The sequence below is a fragment of the Camelimonas sp. ID_303_24 genome (assembly GCF_053543495.1).
Genome location: NZ_JBLLJM010000013.1, coordinates 25664 through 49344, shown reverse-complemented (window position 1 = coordinate 49344; position 23681 = coordinate 25664). Strand labels below are relative to the sequence as shown.

Sequence of the window (23681 nt, the reverse complement as noted above, 5' to 3'; positions counted from 1 at the left end):
CCGGCGGGCGCGCCGCCGCAGGCCGCCCGGCTTAGTGGATGCCCTCGCCGCGCAGATAACCTTCCTTGCGATTGTCCGGCATCAGCAAGCCAACCACCAGAACCAGCACGGCCATCACCGTGACATACCAGCCGAACCAGGACTCATGCCCGGCGTTTTTCAGCGCCAGCGCCACATATTCGGCGGTGCCGCCGAAGATGGCGTTGGCCACCGCATACGGGAAACCGACGCCAAGGGCGCGCACTTCCGGCGGAAACAGCTCGGCCTTCACCACGCCGCTGATCGACGTATAGAAGCTGATCATCAGCATGCCGGCCAGCACCAGCGCCCCGGCGACGAACGGCGTGGAAGCCGTGGCGATCCGCGTCAGCAGCGGCACGGTGCAGAGAATGCCGAGCACCCCAAAGATGATGATGCAGGTGCGCCGGCCGATCCGGTCCGAGAGCGCGCCGAACGCCGGCTGCGCCAGCATGAAAATGAGCAGAACCGAGGTCATCACCACGCTGGTGGCGGCGGCGGGCAGACCGGTGGTGTTGATCAGATATTTCTGCATGTAGGTCGACCATGTGTAGAACATGAGCGACCCGCCGGCCGTCAGGCCGAGCACCAGCAGGAATGCCTTGGGATGTTGCGCCAGCAAGGCCCTCAGCGAACCCGCCTCCTTGCGCTGGGCGTGATCGTCCGACAGCGTCTCGGTCAGGGAGCGGCGCAGGAACAGGGCGACGAGCGCGGCGATGGCGCCAATGAAGAACGGGATGCGCCAGCCCCAGGCCCGCATGTGCTCATCATCAATCGTGGCGTGCAGGATCAGCACGACCAGCGACGCCAGCAACTGGCCGCCAATCAGCGTCACATACTGGAAAGAACTGAAGAAACCGCGCCGTCCGGCCTTGGCCACCTCACTCATGTAAGTGGCGCTGGTGCCGTATTCGCCGCCAACCGAAAGCCCCTGCAACATGCGGGCGAGCAGCAGCAGGGCGGGCGCCAGAACGCCAATGCTCTGATAGGTCGGCAGCAGGCCGATCATCAGCGAGCCGCCGCACATCATCAGCACAGCGATGATCATTGAGCGCTTGCGGCCGTACCGGTCCGCGACCATGCCAAACAGCCAGCCGCCAATCGGCCGCATCAGGAAGCCAATGGCGAACACAGCCGCGGCATTCATCAGCTCAACGGTCGGATTGCTCTTGGGAAAGAAGGCGTGCGCGAAATAAACCGCCGTGAACGCATAGGCGTAAAAATCGAACCATTCGACCAGATTGCCGGAAGACGCGGCGAAAATCGAAAAAATGCGTTTTCCGTCAGACATTCCGCTGTTGTCGGACCCGGTCGCAATGGGCGTGGCGGCATGACTCATGAACAGCTCCTGCAATTCATTATCAACCCCCGCGCCCGGCATAGGGCCGTTCGCGGATAAATCAACAACAGGGTCCAGGTTTTCCCGGCCTGACGCCCATTCCTGAAGCAGTTCTCCAGAACCTGTCACAATCAAGCCACAAGCAGATCCAGACGGACACATTCAACATTGCCGGACTGCCTGACATATCCTGCCGCCGGCAAAGACGTCTGATCCGCCGCTTTCGCCACATGCTGCCAGATCACCGCCACAGGGCGCTGACGTCGCTTTTCTTTCCAAATTCCCCTACGTCAACCAGCGCTTGCGACGACGATAGCTCTTCACCGAACGGAAGGATTTCCGGTCGCCTTCCGACACCCCCAGATAAAACTCCTTCACGTCAGCGTTGGCGCGGAGCATGTCCGCATCGCCGTCCATCACCACCCGCCCGGTTTCAAGAATGTAGCCGTAGGTGGCGTATTTGAGGGCCATGTTGGTATTCTGTTCGGCCAACAGAAAGGATACATTCTCGCTGGCGTTAAGTTCCTTCACGATTTCGAAAATTTCGCCGACAATCTGCGGCGCCAGTCCCATCGAAGGCTCGTCCAGCAGCACCAGCGTCGGGCGCGACATCAGCGCCCGGCCGATGGCGCACATCTGCTGCTCGCCGCCTGACGTGTAGCCAGCCATGGATTTTCGCCGTTCGCGCAGGCGCGGGAAATAAGCGTAGACCTTCTCCAGATCCTGGCGGATCGCCGCCGCGCCATCGCGGCGGGTGAAGGCGCCGGTCAGCAGGTTTTCCTCGATGGTGAGGTGGCCAAAGCAATGGCGACCCTCCATCACCTGGATGCAGCCGCGCCGCACCAGTTCGTTGGGGCTCATCCGGTCAATCCGCTCGCCCTGGAACATGATGGAGCCGCGCGTCACCTCGCCCCGCTCCGCACGCAGCAGATTGGAGATGGCCTTCAGGGTCGTGGTTTTGCCTGCGCCATTGCCGCCGAGCAGCGCCACGACGCCGCCGCGCGGAACCTCGAGCGAGACCCCCTTCAGCACCAGAATGACATGGTCATAAATGACCTCGATATTGTTGACGGCCAGGATGACGTCGCGGGCGGCCTCGCGGTTGACGTCCCCTGGCGGCGCGGCGGCCGCGCCCGTATCCATCGCCATCGCCATGCTCCCCAGATGGAAAAGGCCGGCGGGCGGCGCGCCATGATCCGCCCGCCTTGCGGCCAGACCAGCGCATCGCCCGGCCGGGAGCTGGCGCCGGATTGCCGGCCCCAACTGTCCAGCCCCGGCCTATTTGCTGTCGCAGGCTTCCGAACGCTTCGGCCAGCCGGCGTTCTTCTCCACGTAATCCTTCGCCGCGGCGGCCGCGACCGGCCCCACCTTGTCTTCCATCGGTTTGATGGGACCGCCGATCTTCACATACTTCTCGCCGTCCCATTCCTGCACGAAGGCGGCGCCATGGCCGTTATGGTCGGCGCAGGACAGCTTCAGCGGATCGGTGAAGCCTTCCATGCCAAGCTCCTTCAGCCGCTCCGGCGTCAGGTTGATGGCTTCCAGGCCCCGGCGCACATCCTCGCCCGTCACCGCCTTCTTGCCGGTGAGCTTCTGGGCGTTGCGGATGCCTTCAGCAATCAGCATCGAGTTGTAGACGCCGCGATTGTAGAGCACCTCGCCTTCCTTGCCCTTGGCGACCTTGCTCAGCCCCTTGTCGACCACGTGTTTCTGGATGTCCTTCAGCACCGGGAAATCCGTGCCGACGCCGTGCCAGTTGAGCTCGCGAAACCCTTTGGCGCCAGCCCCGGCGGAGCGGGCGTCATCCTCGGACGGCCACCAGATCGAGATGAAGCGGTTCATCGGATAATTGATGCGCGTCGCTTCCTTGATCGCGGTGGGATTGAGCGCCCCCCAGCCATACATCACCATGTAGTCAGGCTTGTCGCGGCGCACGCCGAGCCATTGCGACGACTGGTTCTGCATGTCGGTGGCGGCCACCGGGTACAGTTTCAGCTCGAAGCCAAGGTCTTTGGCGAACTGCTCGAACATCGGGATCGGCTCCTTGCCGAAGCCGGCGTCGAGATAGATGTAGCCGATCTTCTTGCCCTTCAGCTTGTCGAGCCCGCCCATCTCATCGGCGATATGCTTGATGATGACGGAGAGGCCGTCCCAATAGGTGTTGGGCGGATTGAAGATCCACGGGAAGGTCTGGCCGTCAGCCGAGGCGGACAGGCCATAGGCCATCGACAGCACCGGGATCTTGTCAACGGCGGCGCGCGGGATCAGCGGCAGGGTGATGCCGGTGGACCAGGGGTTCACCATCACCGGGTTGCGGCCCTTCACCGCCTCGTAGCACTCCAGCCCCTTCTTGGTGTCGTAGCCGGTCTCGCATTCCTCGATGACGATTTTCGCCCCGCCGATGCCGCCGTCGCGCTGGTTCAGCATTTCCAGATAGTCGCGCATGCCGTTGGCGATCGGGATGCCGGAGCCGGAGAACGGCCCGGTGCGGTAGGTGAACAGCGGCACGAAATTGGCGTCCTTGCCGTCCTGCGCCTGCACCGGCGTCAGTTGCCCGCCCAGAAGCATGGCGGCGCCTGATGCGGCCGAAAGCAGAACCTTGCTCATGTAACCCATGGCTGTCGTCCTCCATGTGCGGCGCTGCGCCCCTGCCGTTGCTGCTGGCGCTGGCCCGTTATGTTTTTCACCGTTCGTTACGCTCCGCGCCGGCCTTCAGTAGGGGAATGGCCAGACGCGCAGTTTCTGCTTGATGGTTCGCCAGATGCTGGCGAGCCCGTGCGGCTCCACAATCAGGAAGCCAATGATCATGGCCCCCACGACCATGAAGGTGATGTGCTCGACGGTGGCGGCGCCGATGCTGAGCCCCAGCATGGGAAACAGCATCTTCAGCACGATCGGCAGGCCGTAGATCATCGCCGCGCCAAGGAACGAGCCGATGAGGCTGCCGAGGCCGCCAATGATCACCATGAACAGGATCAGGAACGACTGGCTGATGGAGAACACCTCCGGCTCGGCCGAGCCGTACCAGAGGAACACCATCAGGGCGCCGGCGACGCCGCAGTAGAAGGAGGACACGGCGAAGGCCAGCAGCTTGGTCGGCAGCAGGCGGATGCCCATCAGCTCGGCGGCGATGTCCATGTCGCGCACCGCCATCCAGCTGCGCCCCACCCGCCCGTGCACCAGGTTCGAAGCGATCCAGGTCAGCAGCGTGACGATCGACAGCACCACCAGATAGCGCAGCTCCGGCGTGGCGTGCGGCCCGGTGATCGGCATGCCGAACAGGGTGCGCACCGGCGCCTCGATCGCCCCCGACACATTGTTGTTGTAGAGCCACGGAATGCGGATGAAGCACCATTGCAGGAAGAACTGCGCCGCCAGCGTCGCCACCGCCAGATAGAAGCCCTTGATGCGCAGGGACGGCAGACCGAAAAACACTCCCACCGCCGCCGAGAAGAACCCGGACGCCAAAATCCAGACGATCAGGTTCACCTCCGGAAAAAAGGTGGTGAGCTTGTAGCAGGCGTAGGCGCCCACCCCCATGAAGCCCGCAGTGCCCAGCGACAGCTGCCCGGTGTAGCCGGTGAGCAGGTTCAACCCCAGCGCCGCCAGGGCGAACACCAGCAGCGGGATCATCACCGCGCTGAGCAGGAAGGCGCCGCCGAACAGCGGCATCGCCACGAAGGCGAGCAGCAGGATGATGGCGAGGCCGATCCGGTCCTGACGGATCGGAAACACCGCCATATCCGCCTTGTAGCTGGTCTTGAACTGGCCGGTTTCGCGATAGAGCATGGCGCGGCCCCTCAGATCCGTTCGATGATTTTTTCGCCGAACAGGCCCTGGGGCCGGAACAGCAGGAAGGCCAGGGCGATGAAATAGGCCAGCCAGGTCTCGATGCCGCCGCCCACCAGCGGCCCCCAGTAGAACTCGCCCAGCTTCTCGCCGACGCCGATGATCAGGCCGCCGACAATCGCCCCCGGCACCGAGGTAAACCCACCCAGCACCAGCACCGGCAACGCCTTCAGCGCCACGATCTCCAGCGCGAACGACACCTCGGAGCGGGCGCCCCACATGATGCCGGCGGCCAGCGCGACGACGCCGGCGGTGAACCAGACAATCACCCAGATCTGGTTGAGCGAGATGCCCACCGACAACGCCGCCTTGTGGCTGTCCGCCACCGCGCGCAGGGCCCGGCCAATGCGGGTTTTCTGAAAGAACACGGCCAAAGCGGCGACCATGATGGAAGCGATCACGGCGGCGGCGATGTCGATCTTCTGGAACGACACCCGCCCGCCCAGCATCTCCACGTCGATGACGCCGCGCGGCAGGCCGAGCTGTTCGGTGATCATCGCCTTGGGATTGCCGCCGAACACCAGCTCGCCGAAGCCGATGAGAAAATAGGTCAGCCCGAAGGTGGCCATGAACAGGATGATGTCCGGCTGGTTGACCAGCGGCCGCAACACCACCCGCTCCACCGCCACGGCGAGCAGGAACATCACCCCAAGGGTCAGGATCAGCGCGCCCCAGGCCGGCACGCCTTTCTCATACAGGCCAACCAGGGTCAGCGCCGCGAACACCACCATGATGCCCTGGGCGAAGTTGAACACGCCGGAGGCCTTGAAAATCAGCACGAACCCAAGGGCGATCAGGGCGTAGAGCACGCCGGAGACCAGCCCGTCCCACAGCGCCTGGACCAGCAGGTCCGGCGCGCCGGCCATCTGGACGAAGGGATCGATGAAGACGTTGTAGAGCATCGTCCCGCCTCCTGAAGCATTCCCGGGAAAAGTGGCGGCCACTTTTCGTGAAGGACAGCGCGCGAACAGCGTGCAAATGCGTCGAACAAAAAGATGGAGCGCTTCCGGCGCGTTCCGCCGGACGCGCGCTAGTGCGCCACGCCGAGATAGGCGTCGATAACGGCCTGGCTGGCCTTCACCTCATCCGGCGCGCCGTCAGCGATCTTGCGGCCGTACTCCAGCACCACAACCCGGTCTGACAGGTCCATCACCACGCCCATGTCGTGTTCGATCAGGGCGATGGTGACGCCGAAGGCGTTGTTGACGTCGAGGATGAAGCGGCACATGTCCTCCTTCTCCTCCAGGTTCATGCCCGCCATCGGCTCATCGAGCAGCAGCAGGTCCGGCTCCATGGCCAGCGCCCGGCCCAGCTCCACCCGCTTCTGCAGGCCGTAGGGCAATTTGCCGACCGGCGTCTTGCGCACCGCCTCGATCTCCAGGAAGTCGATGATTTCCTCGACGACGCGGCGGTGGCGGATTTCCTCGTCCAGCGCCGGGCCATGGCGCCACAGCTGCCAGAAGAAGCCGCGCTTCATGTGCAGGGTGCGCCCGGCCATGATGTTGTCGAGGGTGCTCATGCCCTTGAACAAGGCGACATTCTGGAAGGTGCGCGAAATGCCCTGGGCCGCCGCATGGGAGGGGCGCATGCGCCGCCGCGTCTGGCCGCGAAAGCTGATGCGGCCCTCCTGCGGGTGATAGAAGCCGTTGATGACGTTGAGCATCGAGGTTTTGCCGGCGCCGTTGGGGCCGATGATCGCCCGCACCTCGCCCTTGCGGATGTCGAAGGAAACGTCGCTGATCGCCTTGACGCCGCCAAAGCGCAGGGAAACATTCTCCACCGTCAGCAGGGGCTCGCCCTTCGCCACGCTGTCGTCCCTGCGGCTGAACAGCGCCTGACCATTCATGCCCTGACTGTTCATGGCCTGACCGTTCATGGCCGCCCCCCATTCGCCTGCGCTCGCGCCTGTTGCGGACCGCCGCCCAGGTCCTGAACCCGCAGCCGCGCCGACAGCCGGCCCTTGCGCCCGTCCTCGAAGGTGACTTCCGTGGTGATGTCCGCCTCGGCGGAACCGTCGTAGAGCGCCTGCACCAGCGGCGCATAGCGCTCGGCGATGAAACCGCGCCGCACCTTCTGGGTGCGCGTCAGCTCGCCATCGTCCGGGTCCAGCTCCTTGTGCAGGATGATGAAGCGGCGCACCTGCGAGGGCGCCATGGCCTCTTCCAGCGCCAGCGCGGCGTTGGCGGCGACGATGTCCTTGCGCAGCAACTCCGCCACCTGCGGATGGGCGGCGAGCTCCTGGTAGGAGCCATAGACCACGTTATTGCGCTCGGCCCAGGCGCTCACGGCCGTCAGGTCGATATTGATGAAGCAGGTCACATCCTGGCGGCCGTCGCCAAAGGCCACCACTTCCTTGATGTTCGGATAGAACTTCAGCCGGTTCTCGATGTATTTCGGCGCGAACAGCGCCCCGCCGGCCAGCCGGCCGACGTCTTTGGCCCGGTCGATGATCTTCAGGTCGCCATCGGCGGTGAAGAAGCCGGCGTCGCCGGTCTTCACCCAGCCATCCGCCGTCATCGCCTCGCGGGTCTTGTCGTCCTCGCGAAAATAGCCGGTGAACATGCCCGGCGAGCGGAACTGCACCTCGCCGTCATCGGCGATGCGCAGATCAACGCCGGGGGCTGGCGGTCCCACCGTATCAGGCCGCGCCCGTCCGTCCGGCTGGGCGGTGACGAACAGGAACGCCTCGGTCTGGCCGTATAGCTGCTTCAGATTGATCCCCAGCGCCCGATACCAGGAAAACAGTTCCGGGCCGATCGCCTCGCCCGCCGTGTAGGCAACGCGGATTTTTGAAAAACCCAGCGTGTTCTTCAGGGGACCGTAGATGAGCGCCTCGCCCAGCGCATACGCCAGCCGCCCGGCAGCGGGCGTCGGCCGGCCCTCGAGGATGGCTTCGCCATGACGGCGCGCCACGGCGATACAACGCCGGTAAAGCCATTGCTTGAAGCGGCCGGCGTCCTGCATGCGGATGGTGATGCGCGTCAGCAGGCTCTCCAGCACCCGTGGCGGCGCGAAATAATAGGTAGGGCCGATCTCGCGCAGATCCTCGCTCACCGTGTCGGCGGATTCGGGACAGCAGACGCAGAAGCCGGCGACCATGGCCTGGGCAAAGGTGAGATAATTGTCGCCGACCCACGCCAGCGGCAAATAGGCCAGCACCTCGTCGCGCTCCGTCAGCCTGTCGAATTCGCTGGTGCTGCGGGCGGCGGCGATGGCGCGCTCATGGCTGATCATCACGCCCTTGGAGCGGCCGGTGGTGCCGGAGGTGTAGAGAATGATCGACAGGTCGGGGCCGCGCCCGGCGGCGATCTCCGCGTCCAGCCAGGCCTCGCAACCCTCGCCCTGCCCCGCAAGGCGCTCGCGCCCCCGCGCCATCACCTGGTCGAGGTCGTGCAACTGGCCATGGTCATAGTCGCGCAGACCGCGCGGCTCATCATAAATGATGCCGCGAAGCTCCGGCAGCTGGTCGGCCACCGCCAGCAATTTGTCGACCTGCTCCTGATCCTGCACCACGGCAAAGCGGGCCTCGGCGTGGGCGCAGACAAAGGCCAGCTCGTCCGCCACCGCGTCGGCATAGACCGGGGCCGGCGTGGCCCCCAGCGCATGCGCCGCCATCACCGCCCAATACAGGCGCGGCCGGTTGAAGCCGATGATCGAGACGCAGTCGCCGCGCTTCACGCCCAGCGCCGCCAGACCGCTGGCCATGGCGCGCGCCTCGCGGCGGGTTTCGGCCCATGTCCAGGTCTGCCAGACGCCGCGGTCCTTGTGCCGCCAGGCCGGCCGGTCGCCGCGCCGGGCGGCGTGCATGTCGAGCAGCCGGGCGAAGGTTTCGCCACCAGCAGACGCCGCCGCCGTTACAGAAGCCTGAACGGATTGCGGCGCGAAATTTCCAGCCTCCGGAGCGACGGCTGCAGACACGCGTTACCTCCAGCCCTGTCGCGACGCGTCATGCTTCACAGAAGATTGCGGTCGCGTTTTTATCCTGCCAACACAGAGCCTTGCAGAAATACCTGCATGGCACAACACTGCCGGACGCCTGCATTTGCCATACTATCGTCCAATTGCCCCACTCATCCCGCCATGCGCGCACGCCTGCTTGCGCCGGCTGACGCCGGCAAGTAACCGGCAACAGGTAATCTCATTGATACATTGGCCAGACATGGCGGCGACTGTCGCGCCGCGCCGGCGACTGTCGCGTATGGCCTGACGCCAAGGACCGGATTACACCAGCCGGACAGAATCAGCGCCGGGGAGCTGCATGAGAGGCAACACATTCCGAAATGGGCGGCGCATGGCCGGGGTCGCGCTGGCGGCCGCCGTGGCGCTGGCGCTTCAGGCCCTGCCAGCGCTGGCGCACCCGCATGTGTGGGTGACCGCATCCGCGGCGCTGGTGTTCGACCAGGATGGCCGCCTCACCGCCATCCGCCATCGCTGGATGTTCGACAAGGCGTTCTCCGCCTACGCCATCCAGGGGCTGGACAAGAACGGCGACGGCAAGTTCTCGCGGGAGGAGCTGGCCGGGCTGGCGAAGGAGAACATTGATGGCCTCACCGAGTTCGGCTGGTTCACCAACCTGAAGATCAACGGCGCCAAAACCGCCTTCAGCCCGCCCAAAGAAGGGGCCATGGATCTCGTCGACGGCCAGTTGGCGCTCGGTTTCCTGCTGCCGCTCGAAAAGCCGGCCAGCCCCGGCAAGGCGCTGATGCTCGATATTTCCGACCCCACCTATTTCGTGGCCTTCTCGCTCGCCGATGGAGACGGCGCCATCACTCTGGCGCACGCTCCCGCCGGCTGCGTCACCAGCATCACCCGTCCCAAGGCTCCGCCGCAGCAGCAAACACAGAACCTGACCGAGGATTTTTTCAATGCCCTCAACCAGGCCTCCAATTTTGGCAGCCAGTTCGCCAACAAGGTGGTGGTGGCCTGCCCGTGAAACGCCCGCGCCAGGATCCCGCCAATGGCCAAACGCCGCCAATGACTGCCGCCAATGACTGAAGCCCCGCCCGACAGGGCCACCGCCGGCCAGTCTGGGGAAAGCAGGCCATGGAGCCGCCTTGCCCGGCGCATGCTGCTTATGGCGATCGCCGTGGCTTTCGTTTCCGGCGGCCTCGCCCTGCTGGCGCTGGCGTTCACCCAGGCCGCTCCGCCGCCACCCCGCAATCCGTTTGCCGGCGGCATGGCGGAAACCGCCGCGGGCGGGCGCATCGGCGCCGTCATCATCGCCATGCAATCGGCGTTTTACCGGGCGCTGACCCAGGGCCTGCAAGCCTTTTCGAGCGGCGGCGCCGGCCTGTGGGGCCTGCTCGGCGTCAGCTTCGCCTATGGCGTGTTTCACGCGGCGGGGCCGGGGCATGGCAAGGCGGTGATCTCGGGCTATCTCGTCGCCAATGAGCGCACCCTGGCGCGCGGCGCGGCGCTCAGCCTGGCCGCCGCCATGCTTCAGGCTGTGGTGGCCGTGGCCCTCGCCCTCACCCTGTCGCTGGCGTTCAACGCTACCGTCGCCATGGTGAAATACAGCACAACGGTGGTGGAGCTGGTCAGCTTCGCTTTGGTGGCGTTGCTCGGGCTGGCGCTGACCTGGCGCAAGGCCGGCGCGCTGGCAAACCTCGGCGGCTCCCAACCGCTCGCGGCCAGTTGCGGGCCTGACTGCGGCCACGCCCACATGCCGGGGCCGGATGCGGTGGACCGCGCCCGCGATCTGCGGGCCATGGCCGGCGTGGTGCTGGCCGCCGGCGTGCGGCCCTGCTCCGGCGCGCTGATCGTGCTGGCCTTCGCCCTGTCGCAACGGGCGCTGGCGGCGGGCGTTGCCGCCACCTTCGCCATGGCGCTGGGCACGGCGCTCACCACCGGAGCCATCGCGGCGCTGGCCGTGTTCGCCAAGCGGCTGGCGCTACGGCTGGCCGGCGGCGGCGGCATGGGCGGCGCGCGGGCGATGGCGGCGCTGGAGCTGCTTGCCGCGGCCTTCGTGCTGGTGACCGGCCTCGCCCTGCTCGCCGGCCTCCAGATCTCTGGCCTCCAGATCTCCGGCGCCAGCTGAGGCCTCGCCCGTTCTCAGGCGATGCGTTCGCGCACCGCCTCGGCGACGCGGGCGGCAAGCTGGATCAGCGAGCGGTCGGAGCCGGCGGGGCCGAGCAGCGACAGGCCGAGCGGCCCGGTCTCGCCATCGTGCACGGGAATGGTGACCTGCGGGAAACCGGACAGGCTGGAGGGGCACATCAACCGCAGGGTGCGGTTGCGGAAATCTTCCATCGAGGCTTCCGCCTCGGCCAGGAATGGCGGCGGCGACGGCATGGTCGGCAGCACCAGCACGGCGCCTTCACCCAGCAACTCGGCCAGATGATTGCGGAAGCGCGCCGCGAGCGCGCGTGAATCGGCCAGCAGCGTTTCGGTGACGTCCTTGCCCGAGGCAAACCGTTCAGCCAGCGAGGCGTTCATCGGCGGCGCATGGCGCTCGATGAAGCTCTTGTGGGCTTCCCAAGCTTCCCAGGACTGCAGATGACGCAGCGCCCAGCACAAATTGTCCAGATTGGGCGCCGCAGCAGCAATGTCGAAGCAGCCGAGGCGCAACTCCACGCGGCGCAACGCCACCTCAAGCGCCGCCGCCGCGTCGGGGCGCGCCAGGCCAAAGCAGGCCCGGTCCACAAGGAAGCGCGCCGCGCCCGGCAACGGCGCCGGATCATCGCCCAGCAGCACATCGCCAACCGCCGCCAGGGTTTCGGCGCGGCGGGCGAACCAGCCCACCGTGTCATAGCTCGGCGACAGCGGCTCCACGCCGGCGTTGTCCACCCGCCCCCAGGTGGGGCGAATGCCGAACACGCCGCAATAGGAAGCCGGCGCGCGCAGCGATCCGGCCGTATCGGTGCCCAGCGCGAAATCGACCTGGCCCGCAGCCACCGCCACCGCCGAACCGGACGACGAGCCGCCGGAAATCCGGCCGGGCGCCGCCGGATTGACCGGCGAGCCGAAATGGATGTTGCGCCCCAAAATCGAATAGGCGAATTCGTCGGTCTGGGTCTTGCCCGCGAACCGCGCGCCCGCATCGAGCAGGGCCTGCACGACCGGCGCCGTTTTCGTCCGCACGCCTGACGCGGCGAGCTTCACCGGATTGCCGCATCCCGTGGGATAACCGGCCACATCGATCACATCCTTGACGGCGAAAGAAAGGTCCCGGAGCGCGCCATCCGGCGCGAAGGGCGCCGGCGCCTCGGGATAGGGCATGAAAGCTTTGAAGGGGTCCTCGCGCATGGGCGGTCCTGGTTCCTTGCCTGGTCGTCAGTGATTGGCGGCGGACAGGGCCCGCCAGACCTGATGCGTTGCGCGGTCAGCCCATTGATCCCGGGCTGCCGGACGTGGCTCCCCTGCTCATACCAGAATGCGAAGATGCTGACGCATCCGCATTCTGAATTGCTCAAGCGCCGCACGGGCTTCACCAAGGCCCGGTGAGTCAAGCTCACCGGGCCTTGGTATCAGCATGAGCCTCCCCGTCGCCGCAAGCATAAAGCCCCCGGCGCTTCAGCTTAAGACCCGACAGCGGGCAACGCCCATGCGTGCGCCGCAAACCGCGCAGCCGCAGCACCGTTTCAGAACGCCGGACTGCCCATCATTGCAAACGCCGCCTGCGACCAAATATAGACATTGGGCGGCCCCATGGGGTAATCAGCACAATGGTTTGGCGCGATCGCGCAGCAACAGGAGACGACAGGTGGCGAACACAAACGCGACGGCAGGTTCCGGCGGCGTCAACTGGCGTAATCTGGTCACCCTTGGTTCGCTGACCGTGCTGGTGGGCGTCGAGGTGATCGGCGCGGCGATCGCTGGCGGCTGGGCCCTGGCCGGCCTGCTCGATCTGGGCACGACCATCGAATACGCCTTCATGGCCATCTTCGCCGCCATCGCCATCTGGGGCATGGTGAAGTTTGTCCGCGCCGGCCTCAAGGTCGAGCCAATCATCCGGCGCTAGGGCGCTTTCCGGTCAGCTGGAACCGGCTGGTCGACCAGAATTCACTCAGAACACGGAAAATTTGGAGCAGTTTGCGGTCCAGAGTGACCGCGCGCCGCTCCACAACACTCGCCGCTCCCGGGGCTGCGGCGCTGGTCAGGCGCGCTTCCACGGCGTTTCGGGCACGGGCGTCAGCGGACCCGCGCCATCGAACCAGCTGAACAGATTGTCCACCACCAGCTGCGACATGGCGTTGCGGGTATCGACCGACGCCGAGCCCACGTGCGGCAGCAGCACCACATTGTCCATGGCGACCAGCGCGTCAGGCGCGCGGGGCTCATCGGCGAACACATCGAGGCCAGCGGCGGCAATCGTTCCGTCCTGCAAGGCGCGCACCAGCGCCGGCTCGTCCACCACGGATCCGCGCGCCACATTGATGAGCACGCCCTGCGGCCCCAGCGCCGCCAGCACCTCCGCGTTGACCAGATTGCGCGTGGCCTCGCCGCCTGGCGCCACCACGATCAGGAAATCGCAGGCCTGCGCCAGGGCGACCGGGCTTTCGCGCCAGCGCCAGGCTATGTCCGGGCGCGGACGCCGGCTGTGCCATTCGATGGTCAGGCCAAAGGCGGCGCAACGGGCGGCGATGGCCTCGCCAATGCGGCCAAGGCCGAGGATGCCCACGGTCTTGCCGCGCAACGAAGCGGACAGGGGAAACGCACCCTGCAGCCATTTACCGTCACGCAGGAAGCGGTCGGCCTGGGGAATGCGGCGCACCGTGGCGATCAGCAGCCCGAGCGTCAGATCAGCCACCTCGTCGGTCAGCACGTCGGGCGTGTTGGTGACGACCACATGGCGCGCCGCCGCCGCCGCCACGTCGACACCATCATAGCCAACGCCGATATTGGCAATGATCTCCAGCGCCGGCAGCCGCCCGATGAGCCCGGCGCTGACGCCGCCGAAGCCGGCGACCGCGCGCACGCGCGGCCCCACCTCCGCCAGCAGCGCCTCCGCATCGGCCGCGGCGCGCAAATCGTGCACCTGGCAACGCTGCTGCAACGCCTGTAGCGGCGCGGGCATCATCGGGCTGACCAGCAGTACTTCGGGACGGGACATGACATCTCCAGAGAAGGACGTCTCAACTCCATGTGGGCTGAAACGGCCTGTGACATTGGCTGGCGCGGCGGCGCGCCTGGGAGAGCGGGCGCCTTGCGCCCGGTTTCGCCGGCGGACGGCCTTGCCGGTCCGCGTTTCACCGGGTCAGCCCCGGGCAGAGCCGGATATGGCTTGTGGGAGAAACGGTCGGGAACCTTGCCCGAATCCCGGCCAGATTATCGCATGAGCCTCAGGGAGCGCGATTGTCGGCCGGCGCGTCCTGGCCATTGGCCGGCGCGCCGCCCTCCTGATCATGGTGAAAATTGTCGGCGGCCCGACGCAGGAACTTGCGCAATTTCTTGCGTTCGCGCGGGTCGAACCCGGCCAGCAAACGTTGCTCCGCGTCGCTCCAGATCGCCGCCAGCGTCGCGGCCCGCCGGTAGCCCTCCTCCGTCAGGCGCACCCGCACCAGCCGCCCGTCGCCAGCCGCGCCGCCGGCGCGCTCCACCAGGCCCTGGGCCGTCAGCCGCGCCACCGCCTTCGAGGCCGTCGGCGGCCGCACCCGCATCAGTTCGGCCAGCGCCCCCATGGTCATGGCCTGATGATCGTGCAGCGCCTGCAGCAATTGCTCCTGGCCAGGAAACAGGCCAAGCGCCGCCAGCCGCTCGCCAAGCTCGACCCGGTGCACCCGCGCCAGCACCGTCAGCGCCCAGCCAACGCTCTTGTGCATGGCCTGGCCGCTCACGGGCGCGTCCGCGCGCCCGGGCTCCACGCTGGCGGCGGATTGCTGGCTTTCGCCCCTGGCGGCCGCTTTGGCCACGGGCTTCCCGGTTTCGCGGGGCGCGGCCGGCAATTCCCCGGCCGGGCGCGCCTTCGCCACGAGCGCCTTCGTTTGCGAGGGCCTGTCTTGCAGGGTTTTGGCCTGCGGGGCCCTGGTTTCCGAACTCCTGACTTCAGAAGCCTTCATTTCAGAAGTCTTCACTTCAGCAGCCCTGGCCTTGCCGGACTTTTTCCGCGATGCGGCGCTGGCCGGCGCGCCAGGCGACGCGTCGCCGGCTGTCTTGACTGGCTTGCTCACGGCCATAATGCCTCCAGAAACCATGTCCGGCGAAGCAACTGCGCGCCGCGCGCCACTGCCTCCAGCCAGCCCATCCTTGGACAGCTATTATGAACATATTGACAGTGCGGTGAAAACGGCGGCGACGACGAAAACCTGGTTGCAGCCATCACATTTATCAGGCTACCCCACGCTGGCCCGGCAGCAGCCGCGTCAGCAGCGACAGGCCAGCGTGGATCAGCACGCCGCTCACCGAAATCAGCAGCAGGGCCGCGAACATGCGCGGGATGTTGAGCCGGTAGCCGGCCTCGACGATGCGCCAGGCCAGGCCGCTGCCCTGCCCCGCCGCGCCAGCGGCAATTTCGGCGACGATGGCGCCGATCAGCGCGAGGCCTCCGGCAATGCGCAGGCCGGCGAGGAAATGCGGCGCGGCGGTCGGCGCCTCCAGCCGCACGAGCCGCTGCCAGCGACTGGCGCCATAAAGCCGGAACAGCTCATCGAGACCAGGATCGACCGCCTGCAAACCGGCGGCGGTGTTGGACAGCACCGGAAAAAAAGCGACGAGAAAAGCGCAGACCAGCACGGCGGAGCCAGGCTCCAGCCAGACCAGCAACAGCGGCGCGATGGCGATCACCGGCGTCACCTGCAACACCACCGCGAACGGATACAGCGCCGCCGACAGCAACCGCGAGCGGGAGAACAGCAGCGCCAGCAGCACGCCGCCAGCCACGGCCAGCGCCAGGGCCCTGGCCGTGGTCAACAGCGTGACGCCGAGCGCCGGCAGCAGGATCGCCCGATCGCTCCACAGGGTCTGCAACACCTGCGTCGGGGCGGGCAGGATGTAGGATGGAATCGCCTGCCAGCGCACCACAAACTCCCACAGCGCCAGCGCGGCGAAGCCGGTCAGCAGCGGCGTCAGCAGGCGCAGCGCCGGCGCGAACCCGGGCGCACGGCCGCTCATGCGGCGGCCCCGCTGGCGGCCGCCGCCCTGGCGAGCACGGCGGCGCACTGGCTGGCGTAGGCGGCGCTGGCGCGAAACGACGCGCCCCGACCGGGCGGGGCCGTGACGCTGACCTCATCCAGAACGCGCCCTGGCCGGGCGGTCATGACGACGATGCGATCCGCCAGATAAACGCTTTCCCAGCTTGAATGGGTGACGAAGGCGACGGTGAAGCCAAGCCGCGCCCGCAACGCCAGCAAATCGTCGTTGAGCCGCGCCCGGGTGAACTCGTCCAGCGCGGCGAACGGCTCATCCATCAGCAGCAGATCCGGATGGGTGGCGAGGGCGCGGGCGATGGAAACCCGCATGCGCATGCCGCCTGAAAGCTCATGCGGCCACGCCCGCTCAAATCCGGCCAGCCCCACCAGCGCCAGCATCGCCGCCGCCCGCTCACTGGCCTCGGCCCGGGCGACGCCGGCCAGATCCAGCGGCAGGCGCACATTGGCGAGGGCGCGCGACCACGGCGTCAGCGTCGGATCCTGGAACACGAAACCGACGCGGCCTGTCGCCGCCAGCCCTTCATCGCGCCGGACAAGGCCGCGCGTTGGCGTCAACAGCCCGGCCATCAACCGCAGCGCCGTCGATTTTCCACAACCGGAAGGGCCAAGAATTGCCAGAAACTCGCCGGCCCGCACGTCCAGCGTCAGCCCGTCCAGCGCCGTGACGCCATTGTCCCAGGCCAGCGCCACGTCCTGCATCCGCACCAGCGCCTCGCGAGACGTCTCGCGAATCCTGGCGTTCTGCTCATGGTCTGGTTTCAAGCCCGACGCCCCTGTTGACGAATTGCAGGGTGTAGCTGGCGCGCCAGTCGAGGTCCGGCTTGTACAGACCCGCCTTCGCCATGCGCCGGAAGAAGCTCTCCATGCGCGCATCGGTCATGGCGCCGATGCCCAGCTTCAGGGCGTCGCCCGATTCCACCAGGCCATATTCTTTCATGCGCGCCCGGGAAAAATCGATCTGCTCCTGGGTCATGTCCGGATTGTCTTTCAGGATCAGTGCATTGGCGGCGGACGGGTCGCCGTGCAGATAATTTCGCCAGCCAAGGATCGAGGCGTCGACGAAGCGCTGCGCCAGATCTGCGTTGCTGGCGATGACATCGGCGCGCGTCTCGATGGTGGTGGAATAGGTGTCAAAGCCATGGTCGGCCAGCAGGAAAACATTGGGCTTGAAACCGCCCTGCTTTTCCACCGCCAGCGGCTCGGACGTGGCGTAGCCCTCGGTGACCGAACCGCGATCGGCAAGGAACGGCGCCAGATTGTGGGTGTAGGGCCGGGTGTTTTCCTCCCGGAAACCATGCTCCGCCTTCAGCCACTGGAAATAGGAGGCCAATCCTTCGCGGCCCACGAAAATCCGCGCCTTCTTCAGATCGTCCCAGGCGTCCAGCCCCTGCCCCGGGCGCGACATCAGCACCTGCGGGTCTTTCTGGAAAATCGCCGCGACCACCTTGACCGGAATGCCCTCCGCGACGGCCGAGAACGGCTGCAACATGTTGCCGCCCATGTAAAAATCCAGCCGTCCCGCCGCCAGCAGCAAGCGGTTGTTGTGCTGCGGCCCGCCGGGAATGATGCTGACGTCGAGGCCGTATCGGGCATAAGTGCCGTCCGCCAGCGCCTGATAGAAGCCGCCATGCTCGGCCTGGGCCAGCCAGTTGGTCCCAAAACGCACCTTTCGCAGCTCGGCCGCCGCTGCCGGCGCCTGGCTGGCAAGGCAGGCGACCGCCAGGGCGAACATGGCCAGAACGAACCGGACCGGACCCAGCGGAGCCAGAATGACGCCGGCGTGAAGCCGCCACATGCCGGAAGCGCTTGCCCGCCAGAAAACGCCCGTCCGGCGACCAGCCGCGCCAGGCCCGGCCATGGGTAATTGTCCAGACGCCATGTTCACCCCGCCCCCTGCCTGTCCGGCCTGTTTCCCGCCGCGCGGCCGTTACGGTATCCTGCCGCCCCGATGCGGGCGGATCGCAGGATCGCCGCAGAATGCGCCGCGCCGCCGGCGCTCGCAATACTGATGAAGGAAAGCCCCGCCGTGCCACACACCCGCGCCGCGCCCCTGATCCGCAGCCGCCTCTGGCGCGAGATGCCGGCGGAGGCCTTCGGAGCCGCCCCCATGGCCGACGCCGTCGCCGTGCTGCCACTGGCGGCGGTGGAGCAGCATGGCCCGCATTTGCCCACCGGCGTCGACGCCATGATCATGGAGGGCATGCTGGAGCGGGTTCGCGCCCGCATCGAAACCGCGCCGGAGGGAACCGTCCCGCTCACCGTGTTGCTGCCGGTGCAGGAAATTGGCCTGTCCACCGAGCACATCGCCTTTCCTGGTTCGCTGACCCTGGCGCCGGAAACGGCGATTCGCGCCTGGCGGGAGCTGGCCATCGGCGTCAGCCGCGCCGGCTTCCGCAAGCTGGTTCTGGTGTCCTCCCACGGCGGCAACAGCCCGGTGATGGATGTGGTGGGCCGCGCCATGCGCGCCGAGGCCAACATGCTGGTGGTCCAGACCTCCTGGCAGCGCTTTGGCTACCCGGAGGGCCTGTTCGACGTCCAGGAGATCCGCCACGGCATCCATGGCGGCGAGATCGAAACCTCGCTGATGCTGGCCTTCCGGCCCGATCTGGTGCGGATGGAGCGGGCGGAGAACTTCGCCCCGGCCAGCCTGGCGCTTGAGCAGGACTACGAACTGCTGCGCGCCGACCGCCCCGCCGGGTTCAGCTGGCTGGCGCAGGATCTGCATCCCTCCGGCGCCATGGGCGACGCCAGCCGCGCCACGGCGGACAAGGGCGAAGCGGCGGCGGCCCATGCGGCGGCGGCCTTCGTCCGGCTGCTTGGCGAAATCGCCCGTTTCGAACTGGGCGACGGAACCCGCAGCCGGCCAGGATTTTTGTAAGGGGAGCATACGAAAACGGGCGCGGAATTTCTGCGCCCGTCGTCAGGAACATTTGCCGGCGGCGACGCCTGAGACGTCAGGCTGCGTGGGGAAGCAGATCGGCGCCCCATCGAAGCGCGCCGCTTTCGCGGGCAACGACGCCCGCCTCCAGGGCGTCATCGCTGGCCACGACATCCGGCGCGGCAATCATGCCGGCGGCGCCAGCCATGGCGCCGGGAACCAGCTCCAGCGCCAGCAGGCGGCGCTGCTCATAGGCGCCTGGCATGGCCAGCCCCGCGGTCACTGACGCGGAGAAACCGAACCGCACGTAATATTCCGGATCGCCAACCAGCAGGATCGCGCCATGGCCGGCCGCGCGGGCGCGGGCGATGGCCACGCGCATCAGTGCGCCGCCAACGCCGTCGCTCTGCCGCTCCGGCGCCACGGCCAGCGGACCGAGCAGCAGGGCGGGCTTGCCGCCGGCCAGCACGTGCCACAGCCGCACCGTGCCGGCGAGCCGGGCCGGGCCGTCTTCTGAAATGTCGCGGGCGACCAGCGCCAGGCCGTCAGCCGGGTTCTGGCCTTCACGCAGCCGCTCGCTGGATTTCAGCTTGCGATCGGGGCCCATGGCCACGTCGAGCAACGCCTCGCGCGCCGCCACATCGAAGAGAGTTTCATCGCCAATGCAGATCATGGCGCCATTCCTGCACATGCCGCCGGCGTGGCCGGGCGGAGAAAAGGGGCATGCAGCGCCCGTCCAGATACGGGCGCGTGTGAAAAAGCCCGCAGCGCGGGATGGCGCTGGGGGCAGGAACAGCCGGTTGTCCGGGTGGGCTGGCCCCGGGGCCAGCCGTCAAATCCGCGTCAGATGACGTAGGATTTCAGGGGTGGGAAGCCGTTGAACGCCACCGCCGAATAAGTGGTAGTGTAGGCGCCCGCGCCCTCGATCAGCAGCTTGTCGCCAATCTCGATGCTGACCGGCAGCATGTAAGGCTGCTTTTCGTACAGCACGTCAGCCGAGTCGCAGGTCGGACCGGCCAGGATGCACGGCGCCTTCTCCCCGTCCTGATCGCGCTCGGAGCGGATCGGGTAGCGGATCGATTCATCCATGGTTTCAGCCAGGCCGCCGAACTTGCCAATGTCGAGATAGACCCAGCGCACCTCATCGGCGTCGCTCTTCTTCGACACCAGCACCACCTCGGTCTCGATCAGGCCGGCGTTGCCGACCATGCCGCGGCCAGGCTCGATGATCGTCTCGGGGATGCGGTTGCCGAAATGTCGTCGCAGCGCGTTGAAAATCGAACTGCCATAGGCCTCGACCGCCGGCACGTCCTTCAGATATTTCGTCGGGAACCCCCCGCCGAGATTGACCATCGACAGGATAATGCCGCGCTCGCCGCAGGCGCGGAACACGTCGGCGGCCATGGCCAGCGCCGCATCCCATGCCTCGGTGTTGCCCTGCTGGGAGCCGACGTGGAACGACACGCCATAGGCTTCCAGCCCCTGACGGTGGGCGTGCTCCAGCACGTCCGGCGCCATCTGCGGGTCGCAGCCGAACTTGCGCGACAGCGGCCATTCGGCCCCGGCGCCGTCGCACAGCACGCGGCAGAACACCTTCGCGTCGCCGATGCCGGCGGCGGCGGCGGCGCGGGCGATCTTGTCGACCTCCGCCTGGCAGTCGACCGCGAACAGGCGCACGCCGAGCGCGAGAGCGCGGGCGATGTCGCGTTCTTTCTTGATGGTATTGCCGAAGGAGATGCGGTCAGCGGTGGCGCCAGCGGCCAGCGCCATCTCGATTTCCTGCACCGACGCAGTGTCGAAGCATGAGCCGAGGCTGGCGAGCATGTGCAGCACTTCCGGCGCCGGATTGGCCTTCACCGCGTAGAACACGCGCGCATCAGGCAAAGCCACGGCGAACTTGGAATAATTGTCGCGCACGACCTCAAGGTCCAGCACCATGCACGGACCATCTTCACGGCGGTTACGCAGGAACTCACGAATACGCTGGGTCATAAGCGTATCTCCCCACACAGCTGGTGGAACGCCTGAAGCGTCGGCTTCCTGGAGCGTCGGCTCTTGTGGCGTTCGGCAAGATGCGGATGAAGAATCGCGCTCCGGCGCGCTGTGGAGACGCGAGCGGAACAGCAGTTCTCTACCGACCGTGCTGCCTTGGTTCGAACTGGGGAGTCCCCGGTCCGCACGCGCGGCAATGATGGACAAGCCTCTTCGGCGCCAACCTTTGGAGAGTCGGCGAGACCAAAAAAGCCCGTTCCGTCGTTGCTTTAAGCTGCGTCCCCCGTGGAGAGCGGGGTTCGCCGGTTTCGCCTCCGGCTGCCGGTTTGATGTTGGAGTCCGGTCGAAACCGGGGCCGCCAACGCAGGTTTCCCACCTTGCGTCGATCGACCCTTTAAACTCCGGGCGGCTGTCCGGCCTCTTGTCCGGATACCCACCAACCGGCACGCGGCCACAGGCACGTGCGAAATTGGGCAAGGGGTGAGATAGGACCCATGGCCCGGGGTGGCAAGGTTTTTTTGCCCCGGAGCGGCCTGGATCGGCAAAAAAACACAAAACCGACGCGAACGGCGGTCATCAGGCGAAAAAACGCCCATCCGGGACAGGCCCGAGGGGTTTCGAGGCCCCTGTTTCGGCCAGGAAATCGCTCCGCGCCCCAGATGAAACCCGTTTTGCGCCGAATCGCGCGATACGGCAGCCAGAGGAGACGGGATTGCCATTCACATGAGCCGGCGCCGCCATTCCGCCACGTGAGGAAGCGGCTATGATCGCCGCACAACATCACGCATCATCACGCATCGTTACGCGTCGCTCCGGCCACAGGACCGGACCCCGGGCAGAATGCTTCTCCGCATGTTTCTCCGCCCGGCGCGCGCCATGAACCAGTGGGTCAGTATGTCGACATTCTCGCGCAGAAGTTTCGTTGAAGGTCTCGTCGCCCTGGCGACGTTCGCCGCCACCGCCGCCACGGCGAAGGAGGCAGCCGGCTCCCGGCCGGCGGCCGGCGGCCAGCCTGCGGACGATCCTGCGCGCGCCGACGCGGCGATGAAGGAGGCCGGCCTCTCGCCCTTCGGCTATGGCGACGTCATCAAGCGGGCCCGGGAACTGGCGGCGCTGCCCTTCGTCGAGAAGCCCTCCCAGGCGCCGGAAGCGCTGGCCAAACTCGGCTTTGACCAGTGGCGCGACATCCGCTTCCGCCCGGACAAGGCGCTGCTCGGCAATTCCGACACGAATTTCCGCATGCAGATGTTCCACCTCGGCTTCCTGTTCCAGCACGCGGTGACCGTGAACATCATCCGCGACGGGGTCGCCACGCCGGTTCCCTATTCGCCGCAGATGTTCGATTTCGGCCAGAACAAATTCGCCAAGCCGCTGCCGGTGAACGTCGGTTTCGCCGGCTTTCGCCTGCATTATCCGCTCAATGATCCGACCATTCGCGACGAGCTGATCTCCTTCATCGGCGCCAGCTACTTCCGCTTCCTCGGCCAGGGCCAGGTCTACGGCCTGTCAGCCCGCGGCCTCGCCATCAACGCCGGCGGCCAGGAGGAGTTTCCGGCGTTCCGCGAGTTCTGGGTCGATGTGCGCAAGGGCGACGACAGCCGCGTGACCGTCTTTGCCCTGCTCGACAGCCCGTCCGTGTCGGGCGCCTACCAGTTCAATATCTATCCGGCAAAACAGACCGTGGTCGACGTCGAGGCGACGCTGTTCCCGCGCAAGACCATCGAGAAAATCGGCATCGCGCCGCTGACATCGATGTTCTTCATTGGCGAGAACGACCGTCGCTTCACCGATGACTACCGGCCGGAAGTGCACGATTCCGATGGCCTGCTGATCCATTCCGGCTCGGGCGAGTGGATCTGGCGCCCGCTGCACAACCCGCGCGCGCCGTCGATCTCGTCGTTCACCGAGAGCAATGTGCGCGGCTTCGGGCTGATGCAGCGCGACCGGGTGTTCGAACATTATGAGGATCTCGACATCGCCTATGAACGGCGCCCCGGCTACTGGGTCGAGCCGCGCAATCCCTGGGGCGAGGGCCGCGTCGAACTGATCGAACTGCCCACGTCGGACGAGACCAACGACAATATCGTCGTTGCCTGGGCGCCGAAGGAGGCGGTCGGGCCGGGCCAGCAACTGATTTACCGCTATTCCATCACCGCTGTCGGCGCGACCGACGGCATGCATGCGGGCGGCCAGGCCATCAACAGCTTCCAGTCGGCGCCCCGGGCTCTCGGTTCGGCCGAGCCGCTGCACCCCAACACCCGCCGCCTGATGGTGGACTTCGCCGGCGGCGAGCTGCCCTACTGGCTGAAGGCGCCGGACCGGGTGAAAGTGGACGCCTCCGCCTCCAGCGGCCGCATCCTGCGCACCTTCATCGCCCCCAACCCGAAGGTCGGCGGTTTTCGCGCGGGCGTCGACGTGGAGGCGCCTCCCGGCCAGACCGTCGACGTGCGCGTGTTCCTGCGCGCCGACAACAAGGCGCTGACCGAAACCTGGATATTCCCCTGGCGCGCTGAATAAC

20 protein-coding genes are annotated in these 23681 nt (G+C 66.7%); 5 read left to right on the top strand and 15 right to left on the bottom strand.

Annotation, left to right across the window (positions count from 1 at the left end; translation table 11 throughout):
• Nucleotides 1–31 precede the first annotated feature (31 nt).
• The 7 genes from ACERNI_RS12850 to ACERNI_RS12820 all read right to left on the bottom strand — a co-directional run bounded on the left by ACERNI_RS12850 (nucleotide 32) and on the right by ACERNI_RS12820 (nucleotide 9013).
• On the bottom strand, nucleotides 32–1357 hold the full coding sequence (locus ACERNI_RS12850; RefSeq protein ID WP_448833679.1) for an MFS family transporter: 1326 nt from the start codon (nucleotides 1355–1357) through the stop codon (nucleotides 32–34).
• Between the two features lie 285 nt (nucleotides 1358–1642).
• Nucleotides 1643–2500 carry an ABC transporter ATP-binding protein gene (locus ACERNI_RS12845; RefSeq protein WP_448833798.1) on the bottom strand — a complete coding sequence of 286 codons (858 nt, stop codon included), beginning with the start codon at nucleotides 2498–2500 and terminating at the stop codon, nucleotides 1643–1645.
• Nucleotides 2501–2635: 135 nt separating this feature from the next.
• Nucleotides 2636–3964: an ABC transporter substrate-binding protein gene (locus tag ACERNI_RS12840; protein ID WP_448833797.1), complete on the bottom strand. Its 1329-nt coding sequence runs from the start codon at nucleotides 3962–3964 to the stop codon at nucleotides 2636–2638.
• 105 nt (nucleotides 3965–4069) lie between these two features.
• On the bottom strand, nucleotides 4070–5146 hold the full coding sequence (locus tag ACERNI_RS12835; RefSeq protein WP_448833678.1) for a branched-chain amino acid ABC transporter permease: 1077 nt from the start codon (nucleotides 5144–5146) through the stop codon (nucleotides 4070–4072).
• A gap of 11 nt (nucleotides 5147–5157) precedes the next feature.
• Nucleotides 5158–6108: a branched-chain amino acid ABC transporter permease gene (locus ACERNI_RS12830; protein WP_448833677.1), complete on the bottom strand. Its 951-nt coding sequence runs from the start codon at nucleotides 6106–6108 to the stop codon at nucleotides 5158–5160.
• 128 nt (nucleotides 6109–6236) lie between these two features.
• On the bottom strand, nucleotides 6237–7052 hold the full coding sequence (locus ACERNI_RS12825; RefSeq protein ID WP_448833796.1) for an ABC transporter ATP-binding protein: 816 nt from the start codon (nucleotides 7050–7052) through the stop codon (nucleotides 6237–6239).
• A gap of 26 nt (nucleotides 7053–7078) precedes the next feature.
• Nucleotides 7079–9013 (bottom strand): AMP-dependent synthetase/ligase, encoded by a 1935-nt coding sequence (locus tag ACERNI_RS12820; protein WP_448833795.1) that lies wholly within the window; start codon nucleotides 9011–9013, stop codon nucleotides 7079–7081.
• Nucleotides 9014–9497: 484 nt separating this feature from the next.
• Between ACERNI_RS12820 and ACERNI_RS12815 the strand changes: the two genes are divergently transcribed.
• Both ACERNI_RS12815 and ACERNI_RS12810 read left to right on the top strand, forming a co-directional pair.
• Nucleotides 9498–10139 (top strand): DUF1007 family protein, encoded by a 642-nt coding sequence (locus ACERNI_RS12815; protein WP_448833676.1) that lies wholly within the window; start codon nucleotides 9498–9500, stop codon nucleotides 10137–10139.
• Between the two features lie 54 nt (nucleotides 10140–10193).
• Nucleotides 10194–11243 carry a nickel/cobalt transporter gene (locus tag ACERNI_RS12810; protein WP_448833675.1) on the top strand — a complete coding sequence of 350 codons (1050 nt, stop codon included), beginning with the start codon at nucleotides 10194–10196 and terminating at the stop codon, nucleotides 11241–11243.
• Between the two features lie 14 nt (nucleotides 11244–11257).
• Here ACERNI_RS12810 and ACERNI_RS12805 read toward each other — a convergent pair whose 3' ends face one another.
• A complete protein-coding gene (locus ACERNI_RS12805; RefSeq protein ID WP_448833674.1) occupies nucleotides 11258–12451 on the bottom strand; it encodes an amidase in 1194 nt (397 codons plus the stop codon).
• Between the two features lie 457 nt (nucleotides 12452–12908).
• On the opposite strand from ACERNI_RS12805, the gene ACERNI_RS12800 reads away from it, so the two are divergent.
• The gene (locus ACERNI_RS12800) at nucleotides 12909–13166 is read left to right on the top strand and encodes a hypothetical protein (protein WP_448833673.1); all 258 of its coding nucleotides are present in this window, start codon (nucleotides 12909–12911) and stop codon (nucleotides 13164–13166) included.
• A 135-nt stretch (nucleotides 13167–13301) separates the two neighbouring features.
• On the opposite strand, the gene ACERNI_RS12795 is transcribed toward ACERNI_RS12800, so the two are convergent.
• The 5 genes from ACERNI_RS12795 to ACERNI_RS12775 form a co-directional block, all read right to left on the bottom strand.
• Nucleotides 13302–14258 carry a 2-hydroxyacid dehydrogenase gene (locus tag ACERNI_RS12795; protein ID WP_448833672.1) on the bottom strand — a complete coding sequence of 319 codons (957 nt, stop codon included), beginning with the start codon at nucleotides 14256–14258 and terminating at the stop codon, nucleotides 13302–13304.
• Nucleotides 14259–14487: 229 nt separating this feature from the next.
• Nucleotides 14488–15315, bottom strand: a complete 828-nt coding sequence (locus tag ACERNI_RS12790; RefSeq protein WP_448833671.1) for a MarR family winged helix-turn-helix transcriptional regulator — start codon at nucleotides 15313–15315, stop codon at nucleotides 14488–14490.
• A gap of 157 nt (nucleotides 15316–15472) precedes the next feature.
• The gene (locus ACERNI_RS12785; protein WP_448833670.1) at nucleotides 15473–16255 is read right to left on the bottom strand and encodes an ABC transporter permease; all 783 of its coding nucleotides are present in this window, start codon (nucleotides 16253–16255) and stop codon (nucleotides 15473–15475) included.
• Nucleotides 16252–16992 carry an ABC transporter ATP-binding protein gene (locus tag ACERNI_RS12780; RefSeq protein WP_448833794.1) on the bottom strand — a complete coding sequence of 247 codons (741 nt, stop codon included), beginning with the start codon at nucleotides 16990–16992 and terminating at the stop codon, nucleotides 16252–16254. Before ACERNI_RS12780 ends, ACERNI_RS12785 begins: the two co-directional genes overlap by 4 nt.
• A 46-nt stretch (nucleotides 16993–17038) precedes the next feature.
• A complete protein-coding gene (locus tag ACERNI_RS12775) occupies nucleotides 17039–18025 on the bottom strand; it encodes an ABC transporter substrate-binding protein (protein WP_448833793.1) in 987 nt (328 codons plus the stop codon).
• 345 nt (nucleotides 18026–18370) lie between these two features.
• Here ACERNI_RS12775 and ACERNI_RS12770 point away from each other — a divergent pair, with 345 nt between their 5' ends.
• Nucleotides 18371–19171, top strand: coding sequence for a creatininase family protein (locus ACERNI_RS12770; protein WP_448833792.1), 801 nt, complete (start codon nucleotides 18371–18373; stop codon nucleotides 19169–19171).
• 76 nt (nucleotides 19172–19247) lie between these two features.
• On the opposite strand, the gene ACERNI_RS12765 is transcribed toward ACERNI_RS12770, so the two are convergent.
• Nucleotides 19248–19844, bottom strand: coding sequence for a GNAT family N-acetyltransferase (locus tag ACERNI_RS12765; protein ID WP_448833669.1), 597 nt, complete (start codon nucleotides 19842–19844; stop codon nucleotides 19248–19250).
• A 170-nt stretch (nucleotides 19845–20014) separates the two neighbouring features.
• The gene (locus ACERNI_RS12760; RefSeq protein WP_448833668.1) at nucleotides 20015–21163 is read right to left on the bottom strand and encodes a type III PLP-dependent enzyme; all 1149 of its coding nucleotides are present in this window, start codon (nucleotides 21161–21163) and stop codon (nucleotides 20015–20017) included.
• 876 nt (nucleotides 21164–22039) lie between these two features.
• Between ACERNI_RS12760 and ACERNI_RS12755 the strand changes: the two genes are divergently transcribed.
• Nucleotides 22040–23680: a glucan biosynthesis protein gene (locus tag ACERNI_RS12755; protein WP_448833667.1), complete on the top strand. Its 1641-nt coding sequence runs from the start codon at nucleotides 22040–22042 to the stop codon at nucleotides 23678–23680.
• Nucleotide 23681 lies beyond the last annotated feature (1 nt).